Annotated in this window: 9 protein-coding genes and 1 tRNA gene; all 10 read left to right on the top strand. The window is 37.4% G+C overall.

Going from position 1 to position 14547, the window contains the following annotated elements:
* Window positions 1–213: 213 nt before the first annotated feature.
* The 10 genes from DKK70_RS11855 (at window position 214) to infB (ending at window position 14539) form a co-directional block, all read left to right on the top strand.
* On the top strand, window positions 214–2487 hold the full coding sequence (locus DKK70_RS11855) for a tetratricopeptide repeat protein (RefSeq protein ID WP_110434203.1): 2274 nt from the start codon (window positions 214–216) through the stop codon (window positions 2485–2487).
* Between the two features lie 309 nt (window positions 2488–2796).
* The gene (locus DKK70_RS11850; RefSeq protein ID WP_110434202.1) at window positions 2797–4359 is read left to right on the top strand and encodes an anthranilate synthase component 1; all 1563 of its coding nucleotides are present in this window, start codon (window positions 2797–2799) and stop codon (window positions 4357–4359) included.
* On the top strand, window positions 4359–5990 hold the full coding sequence (trpD, locus tag DKK70_RS11845) for a bifunctional anthranilate synthase glutamate amidotransferase component TrpG/anthranilate phosphoribosyltransferase TrpD (RefSeq protein ID WP_110434201.1): 1632 nt from the start codon (window positions 4359–4361) through the stop codon (window positions 5988–5990). The genes DKK70_RS11850 and trpD overlap by 1 nt, the downstream gene beginning before the upstream one ends.
* A gap of 15 nt (window positions 5991–6005) precedes the next feature.
* Window positions 6006–7388 carry a bifunctional indole-3-glycerol-phosphate synthase TrpC/phosphoribosylanthranilate isomerase TrpF gene (gene trpCF, locus DKK70_RS11840; protein WP_110434200.1) on the top strand — a complete coding sequence of 461 codons (1383 nt, stop codon included), beginning with the start codon at window positions 6006–6008 and terminating at the stop codon, window positions 7386–7388.
* A gap of 23 nt (window positions 7389–7411) precedes the next feature.
* Window positions 7412–8605: a tryptophan synthase subunit beta gene (trpB, locus tag DKK70_RS11835; protein ID WP_034882724.1), complete on the top strand. Its 1194-nt coding sequence runs from the start codon at window positions 7412–7414 to the stop codon at window positions 8603–8605.
* The gene (trpA, locus tag DKK70_RS11830) at window positions 8602–9408 is read left to right on the top strand and encodes a tryptophan synthase subunit alpha (RefSeq protein WP_110434199.1); all 807 of its coding nucleotides are present in this window, start codon (window positions 8602–8604) and stop codon (window positions 9406–9408) included. Before trpB ends, trpA begins: the two co-directional genes overlap by 4 nt.
* Window positions 9409–9630: 222 nt before the next feature.
* Window positions 9631–9707: transfer RNA gene (locus DKK70_RS11825), tRNA-Met, on the top strand.
* A 190-nt stretch (window positions 9708–9897) separates the two neighbouring features.
* Entirely contained in the window at window positions 9898–10359 is a 462-nt protein-coding gene (rimP, locus tag DKK70_RS11820; RefSeq protein ID WP_110434198.1) for a ribosome maturation factor RimP, read from the top strand.
* A 17-nt stretch (window positions 10360–10376) separates the two neighbouring features.
* On the top strand, window positions 10377–11852 hold the full coding sequence (gene nusA, locus DKK70_RS11815) for a transcription termination factor NusA (protein WP_110434197.1): 1476 nt from the start codon (window positions 10377–10379) through the stop codon (window positions 11850–11852).
* A gap of 17 nt (window positions 11853–11869) precedes the next feature.
* Window positions 11870–14539, top strand: a complete 2670-nt coding sequence (infB, locus tag DKK70_RS11810) for a translation initiation factor IF-2 (protein ID WP_110434196.1) — start codon at window positions 11870–11872, stop codon at window positions 14537–14539.
* The last annotated feature ends 8 nt before the right edge of the window (window positions 14540–14547 follow it).

The following is a 14547-nucleotide window of genomic DNA, read 5'->3' as shown; positions in this document are numbered from 1 at the left end:
TTGATATAACTATATGAAATTAAAATAGCTTCTTGTATTCACTCTACTTATGGACATAAACATATTTATAACAAAGTTATTTAAAATAACATCTATTAACAAAATATTTTCGTATTTTATTTAACTGTTGATAAAATCAAATAACTCAAAAAATAACCAAATATTATTAACAGTGCAAGACCTTAACTACTATTAATATTGAAGATAAAAATAATGAAAAAAGGGATTGAAATGGAACAACAAAAAACAGAAGCCGAAATCGAACAACGAATTGAGCAACTCAAAAAAATCACTCGGCATGATGGTCAAGATGGTGATGAAGAATATGCACTGGCTCAGTATGAATTGTTTGTGATTTATTATTTCGATAAACAAGATTGGCAGCAAGCAATAAAATATCTTTCAAATATTGAAAAGCAAGATGATCCACTGATATACTCTGATGCACAATTTTGCTTAGGCTATAACTATCAATATGATAAAAACAATATAGAAAAGGCGGAACAATTTTATTTAAATGTTGATAAGCAAGATAATCCAAAGGTATATGCTCAAGCACAATTGAGTTTAGGTATTATCTACCAAACAGCAAAAAATAACATTGAGATGGCTGAACACTGTTATTTAAATGTTGAAAAGCAATATAATCCAAATGCATATGCTCAAGCACAATTTAATTTAGGTATTATCTACCATACAGTAAAACATAACATTGAGAAGGCTGAACATTTTTATTTAAATATTGAAAAGCAAGATAATCCAGAGAAATATGCTCAAGCACAATATAATTTAGGAGTTATTTACCGGAATGAAAAAAATGATATTGAAAAGGCGGAACAATATTATTTAAATGTTGAAAAGCAATATAATCGAGAGGGATATGCTCAAGCACAATTTAATTTAGGTGTTATTTATCGAAAAGAGAAAAACGATATTGAGAAGGCTGAAAACTATTATTTAAATGTTAACAAGCAAGATAATCCACAGGTATATGCTAAGGCACAATTTAATTTAGGTTATATTTACGAAAAAGAAAAGCAAAATATCAAGCAAGCTGAAAAATTTTATTTAAATGTTGAAAAGCAAGATAATCCATATATTTATGCTTATGCTCAAGCTAAATTAGGTGATAATGCTTATTATGGGATAACAAAAAATAAATTAAAATCAGCGGAAGAGTATTATCAAAATGTGGTTTATTATGATGATATGTTTGAAATTTATATTATTGCTCAAATCATGTTATCTGTGATTAGCAATAAAAATTTATCAATATTTGAAGAAAAACAGCGAAATGACTTGGTAAACAAAATTTGTAATATTAGAGAATTAACGATTGAGATACAAAAGGAATTACTTGTAAAATTTAATTTAAATGAATCTAAAAATAATGATGGACTAGTATTTGAGCGGCAGGTGGCTCATTATACCAAACCAGAAGTTTTATTTAATCTGTTAAAAAATAAACCAAGTGACTTTCGTTTAAATGTGGTCGATTTTATGAATGATCCAACTGAAAACCAAGTGTTAACTGATTGGTTAGGAGTTAAGACTGAAAAAGACAATGAGATCAAAACTTTTTTAGCTAGTTTTTCATTTAATCATAATTCATTAAATCAATTTAGGCTTTATGGTAATGAAAATAATATTGTCGGATCAAGTGTCAGTGTGGTTTTTAATCAGGAATTTTTTAGTAAAAATATTGAGGGAATTATTAACTCTGAGAGTATTAATTCTTCATCAAAATATAAAAATTTTAGTTCGCAACAAAATGTTTTAGCTAAAAAAACAGTTGCAACTATGGGAATAAATGTTTCAAATAAAAGTTTAAATCATAAGAATGATAAAACCGAAAATGACTTAAACGAGAATTCAGTCCCCAAAAACTCTGAAACTATGGCGGAAAAAAATATTACATCTTCTGTTGGTCTTTTGCCATTATTCCGCTGTCTCTATTTCGATCCAAAAAATGGCTACATTAGTATTGCTAAACGTAACAAGTACTCCTTTTATTTAGAGCATCAAAGTAATAAAAACATTGATAAGAAATGGAATGGCTATTTGAAATCATTGGATGAAAAAGAAAAAATAAAAACTATTAGGCAAAAATTAGAAGAAATTGAACTGAAAGTTTGTGATTTAAGAAAATTTAAAAAAATAAAATCATTAGATCAATTGATTGCTTTAGCATTGATGCCTATCTCATGTTTAGTTAAACATGCGGCTTTTGAGGATGAAGATGAGTGCCGGATGATTTATATTACCAATATTGCCGATGATCTAATACAAGCACCGACCAATTATGCTTATGCCAATAGTCTATTTGTTAATTATGGCAAAATAGAAGATTATTTAGAAAAAATCTACTTAGGTCCTCAATGTCAACCTCATCATAAATTGTGGATCACCAACCATGTAAGAACCTCTAAATCTAATACTAGAAACAAGCCGATTAAAGTAGTTCAATCGGAAATGCCATTACGTTAACCATAAAAAGCGCGCTTTAATCAACGCGCTTTTTTATTTTGTAAAAATTGTTTTTACTTATCGAACATAAAATATTCACTTGACATCGCATCATTGAACTAGTTTAATAGTACAAAATCTATTTTATACCAATAACATTATGAAAATACAATTTTTACATCTGATTACTTGCCCATTCATTCACTTTGGTTGGTGGCGCATCACTTTTCGCGGGTGATGTGATGATGTCCTATTTTCACAAGACCCGCTCAGTGCGGGTTTTTTAGTTTAAAAAAAGATAAAAAATAATTTTATAAAAGAGAGTCAACAATGAATAAGCCTACATTAACACAGATAATCAAGACTATTGGTTATTATCAGGATCCGACTCGGGCATTTTATCAACTTTGTGATAACAAAACGGCAACATTGTTGCTTGAATCTGCCGAAATTGATAATAAACAGGGCATAAAAAGTGTGATGATCGTTGATAGTGCTTTGACGATTTCGGCACTGAATAACGAAGTGATTTTTCAAGCGTTAACCAGTAACGGTCAAAAATTACTTCCTTTATTGCAACAAGCTTTTCCCGATAACGTTAGCAAAATCCAATTAGATGAAAATAATCTTAAATTAGTTTTTCCACCGATTGACAGTTTGCAAGATGAGGATTCTCGCTTAAAGTCTTTATCGATATTTGATGCTTTAAGAACTTTATTAAATATCGTCAATATTCCTCAAGATGCCAGTACTGATGCTGTTTTTGTTGGTGGATTATTTGCCTATGATTTGGTGACGGGTTTTGAACATTTACCGATTTTACCAACCGAACAACGTTGTCAAGATTTTCGCTTTTATCTGGCCGAAACGTTACTGGAAATTAATCACAAAGATCGTGTCTCATTATTAAAAGCAACCGCGTTTACTTCTTGTCCTAATGAAATTAGCCGTTTAAATCAGCGATTGGTCGAATTACACAATAAACTCAATCAGCCTTTGCAACCAATTAAAACGCAATCATTGGCTGAAATACAGGTCGCTTGCAATAAAAGTGATGAAGATTTCAATACCATGGTGAAGAAAATGCAAGATGCGATTCAACAAGGGGAAATCTTTCAAGCGGTTCCATCAAGACGTTTTTCATTACCTTGTCCAGAGCCATTATCTGCTTATCAAGTCTTAAAAAATAATAACCCTAGTCCTTATATGTTTTATATGCAAGATAAGGATTTTACCCTATTTGGCGCTTCACCTGAAAGTGCACTTAAATATAACAAAGCCAATAATCAAGTAGAAATTTATCCTATCGCCGGTACCCGTCCTCGTGGTTTAACAGCCAATGGCGAAATTGATTATGACCTAGATAGCAGATTAGAGTTAGAGATGCGTACCGATAAAAAAGAGCTTGCTGAACATTTAATGCTGGTTGATTTGGCTCGCAATGATTTAGCCCGAATCTGTCAGCCAGGAAGCCGATATACCAAAGAGTTATTAAAAGTGGATCGTTATTCCTATGTTATGCATTTGGTTTCGCGAATCGTTGGTCAGTTAAGGCAAGATCTTGATGCCTTGCATGCTTATCAAGCCACCATGAATATGGGAACATTAACTGGCGCACCAAAAGTTAGAGCAATGCAGTTAATTGCTGAATCGGAAAAGATAAAACGAGGAAGTTATGGTGGGGCTGTTGGGTATTTTACTGCTAATGGTGATCTTGATACCTGTATTGTCATCCGCAGTGCCTATGTGGAAGATGGTATAGCAACCGTACAAGCCGGATGTGGGGTGGTTTTAGATTCAGAACCACAAGAAGAATCGGATGAATCACGTAACAAAGCTCGTGCTGTTGTTCGCGCGATTATGGCAGCGCATAATGTAGAAGGTGTATTCTAATGGCTAATATCTTATTTATTGATAATGTTGATTCGTTTACTTATAACTTGGTTGATCAGTTACGTCATAATCAACATAACGTGACAATTTATCGCAACACTATTCCCGCCGATGTGATCATTGAAAAATTATCACAAATGCAAAATCCTATTTTAATGTTATCCCCAGGGCCGGGAGCGCCAAGTGAAGCAGGTTCAATGCCGGAACTACTTAAACGTTTAAAAGGAAAATTACCGATCATCGGTATCTGTCTTGGACATCAAGCGATTGTCGAATCTTATGGCGGTATGATTGTGCCCGCAGGTGATATCTTGCATGGTAAAGCCTCATTAATTGAACATGATGAGCAAGCGATGTTTAAAGGTTTACCCAATCCATTACCGGTGGCACGCTATCACTCATTAAAAGGTGAAAACATTCCAAAAACACTAACCGTTAATGCTATGTGTAATAATATCGTTATGGCGGTACGTAATGATGAAGATCGGGTTTGTGGTTTTCAATTTCATCCTGAATCGATTTTAACCATTCAAGGGGTAAAATTATTAGAGCAAACTATTGAATGGGCACTTAATCCAGTTCAAAAACAACCGCAAGCAAAACAAGAGGCAATTGTCGATAAGCAAGAATATAATATCCAACCGATTTTAAATAAATTGTATTTAGGACAGGTATTATCTCAAGAAGAGAGTAAAATACTGTTTAATCTTATAATTCAAGGTAAAATCGAACCAACAGTTTTGGCAACTGCGATTATAAGTATGAAAGTGCGAGGCGAAAAACCAGATGAAATCGCTGGTGCGGCGCAAGCCTTACTTGAAAATGCCGATGCTTTTGAAGTTCCTGATTATGATTTTACCGACATTGTCGGTACCGGTGGTGATGGTACTAACAGTATCAATATCTCAACAGCCAGTGCCTTTGTTACTGCTGCTTTAGGGTATAAAGTGGCCAAGCATGGTAATCGTGGTGTATCAAGCAAATCAGGATCATCAGACGTGTTATCCGCGTTAGGTATTAAACTAAATATGTCAGCGGAAGCATCGAGAAAAGCGCTTGATGAATTAGGGGTGTGCTTCTTGTTCGCTCAGCAGTATCATTCAGGTTTCCGTCATGCTGCTCCAGTGCGTCAACAATTAAAAACACGAACAATTTTTAATGTTCTTGGGCCGTTGATTAATCCATCTCGACCAAAACGTATTTTACTCGGTGTTTATCACCCTGATTTGATAAAACCGATTGCAGAAACATTAAAAATGTTAAATTATACTCATGCTTATGTGGTACATGGTGCCGGTATGGATGAAGTCGCGATTCATGGCGAAACCCAAGTTGCTGAAGTAAAAAACGGCGAAATTCGCTATTTCACCCTGACACCACAAGATTTTGGTTTACAACAATACACCTTAAAAGATATTGAAGGTGGTACGCCGGAAATGAATCGCGATTTATTGCTAGCGATTTTACAAGGACAGGGTAAACCCGCCCATGAAGCAGCGATTGCCGCAAATGTGGCGATGTTGATCAGTCTATTTGGTGAGTCAGATTTAAAACAAAATGCCCAACGCGCAATTGAATTGATGCATAGTGGCAAAGCCTATGAGCTTTTACAGAAGTTAGCAGCAAGATAATAAGTGGAGAATATAATGGCAATTGCAGCATTAACCGAAAATGTTGAAATGGCAACAGTGTTAAAAAAGATTATTGCAGATAAACAACTATGGCTGGCTGAACAGCAAGCTAAAAATCCACTGGCTAACTTTAAAAGCAAAGTTGTACCAAGTGATCGTGATTTTTATCAAGCATTAAATCAACCGAAAACGGTATTTATCTTAGAGTGTAAAAAAGCATCGCCATCAAAAGGTTTAATTCGTGATGATTTTGATCCGGCAACGATTGCTAAAGTTTATAAAGATTATGCCTCGGCAATTTCAGTTTTAACCGATGAAAAATATTTTCAAGGTAGCTTTGAATTTTTACCAATGGTGCGTAATGAAGTTACTCAACCGGTACTTTGCAAAGATTTTATTATCGATGAATATCAAATTTATTTAGCGCGATATTATCAGGCGGATGCTATCTTATTAATGTTATCGGTGGTAAATGATGATGAGTATCGCCATCTTAGCCAAATTGCTCATCAACTTAATATGGGGGTTTTGACTGAAGCCAGTACGGAACAAGAAGTTGAGCGAGCCATTTATCTTGGTGCTAAAGTTATCGGTATTAATAACCGTAATTTACGTGATTTATCAGTTGATTTAAATCGGGTAAAAATATTATCTAAATCTATTCCTGATGATCGGATTATTATCAGTGAATCGGGGATTTATACCCATAATCAAGTTAAAGATCTTAGCCATTATGCTAACGGTTTTTTAATTGGTAGTGCGTTAATGTCTGAACCAAACTTAACCTTAGCTATCCGTAAAGTGATGCTAGGAGAAAATAAAGTGTGTGGTTTAACCAGAGCGCAGGATGCTATCACCGTTTATCAAGCGGGGGCGGTTTATGGTGGATTAATCTTTGTGGCAAATTCACCAAGATATATCACAGCAACTAAAGCACGTAGTGTTATAGCAGCAGCTCCGTTAAATTGGGTCGGTGTATTTAAAAATAGTGATATTGAAGATGTTTGTGAAATAGCTAAACAACTATCACTTTATGCGGTGCAATTGCATGGTCATGAGGATGATAATTATATTCAAACACTTCGCCAACAATTGCCGGCAGCCTGTCAAATCTGGAAAGCATTAAGTATCGGCGATAGTATTCCAAATCATGATAATCCATTGGTATCAAGGTATATATTTGATAATGGCGCCGGTGGAACAGGTAAAAGTTTTAATTGGTCGCTATTACGTGGCAAAGATTTAAGTAACGTCATTTTAGCTGGTGGTATCAATCCGCAAAATGTTAGTGAAGCACTCGCTACCGATGTCATAGGTGTTGACCTTAACTCGGGCGTTGAAGTTTCACCCGGCATTAAAGATAAACAAAAAATTACAGCAGTATTTGAACAAATTTAACTAATTATATTGAAGGAATGGTTATGTCTAAATTAAATCCTTATTTTGGCAAATTTGGCGGTCAATATGTACCGCAAATTTTAATGCCAGTGCTTGAACAACTTGAGGATGCTTTTATATCGGCGATACACGATCCGAGTTTCCAAAAAGAATTTAACGATCTTTTGGTTAACTATGCAGGTCGTCCAACAGCCTTAACACTATGTAAAAATCTCACTGCTGGGACCAAAACCAAACTTTATTTAAAACGCGAAGATTTAGTTCACGGTGGTGCGCATAAAACAAACCAAGTATTAGGCCAAGCGCTCTTGGCTAAAAGAATGGGTAAAACCGAAATTATTGCCGAAACGGGTGCTGGTCAGCACGGTGTTGCTTCGGCATTAGCTTGTGCATTATTAGGCTTAAAATGCCGAATCTACATGGGAGCCAAAGATGTTAAACGTCAAGCACCGAATGTATTTAGAATGCGACTGATGGGCGCCACCGTTATTCCGGTGGAAACAGGTTCAGCAACGTTAAAAGATGCTTGTAACGAAGCACTACGCGATTGGTCTGGTAGTTACCAAACCGCACACTACATGTTAGGTACGGCTGCTGGTCCGCACCCATTCCCGACTATTGTGCGTGAATTCCAACAAATGATTAGCCGTGAAGCAAAACAACAAATTTTGGAAAAAGAAGGGCGATTACCAGATGCCGTTATTGCTTGTGTTGGTGGTGGTTCAAACGCTATTGGGATGTTTGCTAATTTTATTGATGATAAATCAGTCAGATTAATTGGTGTTGAGCCAGGTGGGCATGGTATTGAAAGTGGTGAACATGGCGCATCACTTAAACATGGCAAACTAGGCATCTACTTCGGTATGAAAACACCAATGATGCAAACCGACGAAGGGCAAATTGAAGAGTCTTATTCGATTTCCGCAGGGCTTGATTTTCCAGCGGTAGGTCCACAACATGCTTATTTAGATAGTATTGGGCGAGCAGAATATGTCTCTGCCACTGATGACGAAGCCCTTGAAGCATTTCAAGCTTTATCACGTCATGAAGGGATCATCCCAGCTTTAGAATCATCACATGCATTAGCATATGCACTGAAAATGATTAAAGAAAATCCAAACAAAGAGCAACTACTAATTGTCAATCTATCTGGTCGTGGTGATAAAGATATCTTTACGGTTTACGATGTATTAAAAGCAAAAGGAGAAATAGAATGAGTCGTTATCAAAAACTGTTTGACCGCTTAACAGTCGAAAAACGAGGTGCATTTGTTCCTTTTGTTCCTGTTGGCGATCCCAATCCCCAACTTTCATACCAAATTATTCAAACCATGATTGACGCCGGAGCTGACGCGTTAGAATTAGGTATTCCTTTTTCTGATCCGATGGCGGATGGTCCAACCATACAAAACGCCAATATTCGGGCTTTTAATGGTGGTATAAACGTTGAAAAATGTTTTGAAATCTTAAGCAAAATTCGCACAAACAATCCTGATGTGCCAATCGGATTATTAATCTATGCTAATTTAGTTTTTAAAAATGGTATTGATAACTTCTATGCTAAATGTGCCAAAGCTGGAGTGGATTCGGTATTAATTGCTGATTTACCGGTTGAGTATGCGGAAGAATTTACTGGCGCCGCCGAACAACATGCTATTGCGCCAATATTTATTTGCCCACCTAATGCTGACGATGATGTGATCAAAAATATTGCTAAACATGGTAAGGGGTATACTTATTTAGTATCGCGAGCAGGGGTAACTGGTACGGAAAATCGAGCTAATAAACCACTTACACATTTACTCGAAAAATTGACTGAATTTAAGGCTCCACCAGCAATTCAAGGGTTTGGTATCTCAGAACCGGCTCAGGTCAGTGAAGCGATTAAATCAGGTGCAGCAGGGGCTATTGCCGGTTCAGCAACAGTTAAAATTATTGAGAACAATCTTGATAATCCAGAAAAAATGCTGAGCGAATTAGCCGCATTTGTGAAAACCATGAAAGCAGCAACGCCAAAATAACTTTACCAAATGATTAATCCGCTATATGTATTAAGCGGATTAATTCACTTGAAAAATGACCAATTGAACACATATTAATCGCAACTAAAGATTAATCTTGATTGTCTACAATTCAAAATTATAGCAATTTAGTTTTCAATAACTTTAAGGTTTTTTTGTTAATTATGCTATGATTTTCGGTTGCAATTTTTACAAAAGACAGTATAATCTTCAGCCATCTATCGCGGGGTGGAGCAGCTTGGTAGCTCGTCGGGCTCATAACCCGAAGGTCGTTGGTTCAAATCCAGCCCCCGCAACCACTTAAATTTTCATTCATATTAATCTATCCCATTTTTATTGTCTGAAAGTTCGAATCAAGTGGCTTCATTATATTATGTTTTAAATGTAGCCTCGCTTGTCGAGGTTTTTTTATATGTTATGATTTAAACGCGAGTTTAAAAGGAATGTTGGGCTTTATGCCCTTTTTTATTTTCTGCAGTGGAGGTTTGTTTGGCTAATTTAGAACAGCAATTGACCGATATCATTCGAGAGCCTGTTAATGCCCTTGGTTTTGAACTAGTTGGGATTGAATACATTCGTGGTCGTTACCCTGTTTTGCGCGTATATATTGATAGTGAAAATGGTATTACCGTTGATGATTGTGCTGATGTTAGTCGACAAATTAGTGCGGTACTTGATGTAGAAGACCCTATCAAAGATGCTTATAATCTTGAGGTTTCGTCACCAGGTATGGATCGGCCTTTGTTTACGCTTGAACATTATCAACGTTTTGTTGGTGAAGAAGTCACAATCAGTTTGCGTATTCCGGTTGCCAATCGCCGCAAGTGGAAAGGACAGATTAAAGCCATCGATAATGAAATGATTACTTTAATCGTCGATGGTAGTGATGAAGTGTTTGCCTTTAGCAATATTCAAAAGGCAAACATTGTACCTAATTTTAACCTTAAATAGAGTACGGGTGTAAAAGGATGAATAAAGAAATTTTAGCTGTTGTAGAAGCGGTATCAAATGAAAAAGCACTTACCCGAGATAAGATTTTCGAAGCGCTAGAAAACGCGTTAGCAACGGCAACTAAAAAGAAACATACTGTTGATATTGATGTTACCGTAAAAATTGACCACAAAACCGGAGATTATGATACCTTCCGTCGTTGGTTAGTGGTTAATGAAGTTACTCAACCTACTAAAGAAATCACACTGGAAGCAGCAAAGTTTGAAGATCCAGATGTGAAAATAGGTGATTATGTTGAAGAACAAATTGAGTCAGTCGCATTCGACCGTATCACGACGCAAACGGCTAAACAAGTTATTGTACAAAAAGTTCGTGAAGCTGAGCGTGCTATGGTTATTGACATGTTTAGAAACCGAATTGGTGATATCGTAACCGGTATTGTTAAAAAGACCAATCGTGATAGTGTTATCCTTGATTTAGGTAATAACGCTGATGCGATGATGTCTCGCCACGATATGTTACCACGTGAAAACTTTCGCATTGGTGACCGTGTGCGCGGCATTTTATATCTTGTTGAACAAGATAATAAACCAGCGCAACTCTGTGTTAGTCGTTCCAATCCTGAAATGATGGAAGAACTATTCCGCATTGAAGTGCCAGAAATCGGTGAAGAGATGATCGACATCAAAGGTGTTGCTCGTGACCCAGGTTCTCGCGCTAAAATTGCCGTTAGCAGTAACGACCGTCGTATTGACCCGGTTGGTGCCTGTGTTGGTATGCGCGGCGCGCGGGTACAAGCGGTTTCGAATGAATTTGGTGGCGAACGTATTGATATCGTTTTATGGGATGATAATCCAGCCCAATATGTCATTAATGCGATGGCGCCAGCCGATGTAGTATCTATTGTGGTTGATGAAGACAAACACACTATGGATGTTGCCGTTAATGCCGATACCTTACCGCAAGCTATCGGGCGTAATGGCCAAAATATCCGTTTAGCATCGCAACTTACTGGTTGGACGTTAAACGTAATGAGTACTGAAGATTTACAAGAAAAACATCAAGCGGAATCTTTTGCAGCCATCAATAATCTAATGAAATATCTAGATATTGAAGAAGAACTTGCACAACTTTTAGTCGAAGAAGGCTTTACTTCACTAGAAGAACTTGCTTATGTACCAGTTGATGAGTTACTTGAAATTGAAGAACTTGATGAAGAATTGGTTGAAGCATTAAGAAATCGAGCAAAAGATGCATTAACAACAATTGCTCTTGCTCAAAGTGGTAACAAACAACCTGAACAAGATCTTTTAGATCTACCAGGTATGACACAAGAATTAGCCTATCAATTAGCGCAGCATGATATAGTCTCTTTAGAAGATTTAGCTGAACAAGGTACAGATGACCTTGCAGATATTGAAGGTTTAACAAGCACACAAGCTGGCGATTTTATTATGGCTGCCCGTAATATTTGTTGGTTTGCAAATGAATAATTGAGGGAAAGTAATACATGACCAAAGTATCAATCGAAACACTGGCTCAAGAAATAAAGACACCAGTGCAAACACTTTTGCAACAGTTTGCTGATGCTGGTATGAAAAAAACTGCATCTGACACTGTGACCCAAAAGGAAAAAGAAGCTTTGCTTGCGCATTTAAAACCTCAGCAAGGCCCAACAAAATTAACTTTGCAACGTAAAACACATTCAACACTCAATGTGTCTAGCGGTGGTGGTAAGAGTAAAGAAATCAAAGTTGAAGTTCGTAAAAAACGTACGATTGTTAAACAAGATCCCGCTGAGTTAGAAAAAGCACGTCTTGAAGCGGAACAAAAAGCCAAGCAAGAAGCTGAATTAAAAGCGCGTAAAGAAGCTGAAGAAAAAGCAAAATTAGCGGCTGAAGAACAAAAGAAACGTGAAGAAGAAGCTAAAGCTGAGGCTGAAGCTGAAGCTAAAAAACGTATGCAGGAACAGAAAGCTAAAACTGCTCAGGAACAAGCTGTTGATCCAAAAGTCAAAAAAGCACAAGATGAAAAAGCACGCTTAGAAGCAGAAGCAAACGAAATCAAGCGTAAAGCGGAAGAAGAAAACCGTCGTAAACTTGAAGAAGATGCCAAACGTATGGCAGAAGAAGCGCGTAAACTTGCTGAACAATATAGCGACAGCGAAGAGACAGATAATAGTGACGATGACGATTATCATGTCACTACTTCTAAATATGCTCGTGCTGCTGAAGATGATACCGATCGTGAAGTTGAAGGTGGTCGTGGTCGTGGACGCGGTAATAAACAAACTAAACAGAAGAAATCGAGCAAGTTATCAGAAGGTAAAGCAGAGCGTGAAGAAGCTCGTGCCGTTACTCGTGGTAATCACAAGAAGAAAGGCAAAAGTTCTTTACAACAAAGCTTCACAAAACCAGTTCAAGCTATCAATCGCGATGTGGTTATTGGTGAAACCATCACAGTTGCTGAACTAGCTAATAAAATGGCAGTTAAAGGCTCAGAAGTGATTAAAACTATGATGAAAATGGGTGCCATGGCAACCATCAATCAGGTTATCGATCAAGAAACTGCGCAACTTGTTGCTGAAGAAATGGGACACAAAGTGGTACTTCGTCGTGAAAACGAACTTGAAGAATCATTAATGAGTGACCGTGATACCGGTGCGGAAAAAGTTTCTCGTGCGCCAGTTGTAACCATCATGGGGCACGTTGACCATGGTAAAACCTCATTACTTGACTATATTCGTAAAGCAAAAGTGGCGTCAGGCGAAGCGGGTGGTATTACTCAGCACATCGGTGCTTACCACGTTAAAACTGCTAGCGGTGAAATCACTTTCTTAGATACTCCGGGTCATGCCGCGTTTACCTCAATGCGTGCTCGTGGTGCTAAAGCCACCGATATCGTGGTATTAGTGGTTGCTGCCGATGATGGTGTGATGCCACAAACCATCGAAGCGATTCAACATGCGAAAGCCGCAAATGTGCCAATTGTTGTTGCGGTAAACAAAATTGATAAACCAGAAGCAGATCCAGAACGTGTTAAAGGTGAACTCGCTCAATATGGCGTAATGTCAGAAGATTGGGGCGGTGACACTCAGTTCGTTCATGTTTCAGCGAAAGCAGGTACCGGAATTGACCAACTACTTGAAGCAATTCTATTACAAGCAGAAGTCCTTGAACTTACAGCTTATGAATCAGGTATGGCCAGTGGGGTGGTTATCGAATCCTTCCTTGATAAAGGACGTGGTCCGGTTGCGACTGTACTGGTTCAATCAGGTACCTTACGCAAAGGCGATATCGTACTGTGTGGATTTGAATATGGCCGTATTCGTGCCATGCGTAACGAATTAGGTAAAGAAGTGACCGAAGCTGGACCTTCAATTCCGGTGGAAATTTTAGGTCTTTCTGGCGTACCGTCAGCAGGTGATGAAGCCACTGTTGTTCGAGATGAAAAGAAAGCCCGTGAAGTTGCCTTATATCGTCAGGGTAAATTCCGTGATGTTAAACTTGCTCGTCAACAGAAAGCGAAACTGGAAAACATGTTTACTAACATGACGGAAGGTGACGTATCTGAACTTAATATCGTTCTTAAAGCTGACGTACAAGGTTCGGTTGAAGCGATTTGTGATTCATTACTTAAACTATCAACAGATGAAGTTAAAGTTAAAATCATTGGTTCAGGCGTAGGTGGTATTACCGAAACGGATGCATCACTTGCAGCCGCATCTAACGCAATCATTCTAGGTTTTAACGTTCGTGCCGATGCGTCAGCGCGTAAAGTTGTCGAAGCAGAAAACTTAGATCTCCGTTACTATTCGGTTATTTATGACCTAATTGACGAAGTCAAACAAGCCATGAGTGGTATGCTTGCTCCAGAATACAAGCAAGAAATTATTGGTCTTGCTGAAGTGCGTGATGTATTTAAATCACCTAAATTTGGCGCAATCGCTGGTTGTATGGTAACCGAAGGTGTGGTTAAACGTCATAACCCAATTCGTGTATTACGTGATAACGTGGTTATTTATGAAGGCGAACTTGAATCATTACGTCGCTTCAAAGATGATGTTAACGAAGTTCGTAACGGCATGGAGTGTGGTATTGGTGTTCGTAACTACAATGATGTTCGCGTTGGCGATACTATCGAAGTCTTTGAAACTGTCGAAATCAAGCGTACTATTTAATTAATTGG

Origin of the sequence: Gilliamella apicola, from assembly GCF_003202655.1 — a bacterium.
GTDB classification, from domain to species: Bacteria; Pseudomonadota; Gammaproteobacteria; order Enterobacterales; family Orbaceae; genus Gilliamella; species Gilliamella apicola_R.
Note: the sequence above shows the minus strand (reverse complement) of the source record. Positions and strands in the feature narration are given on the sequence as shown.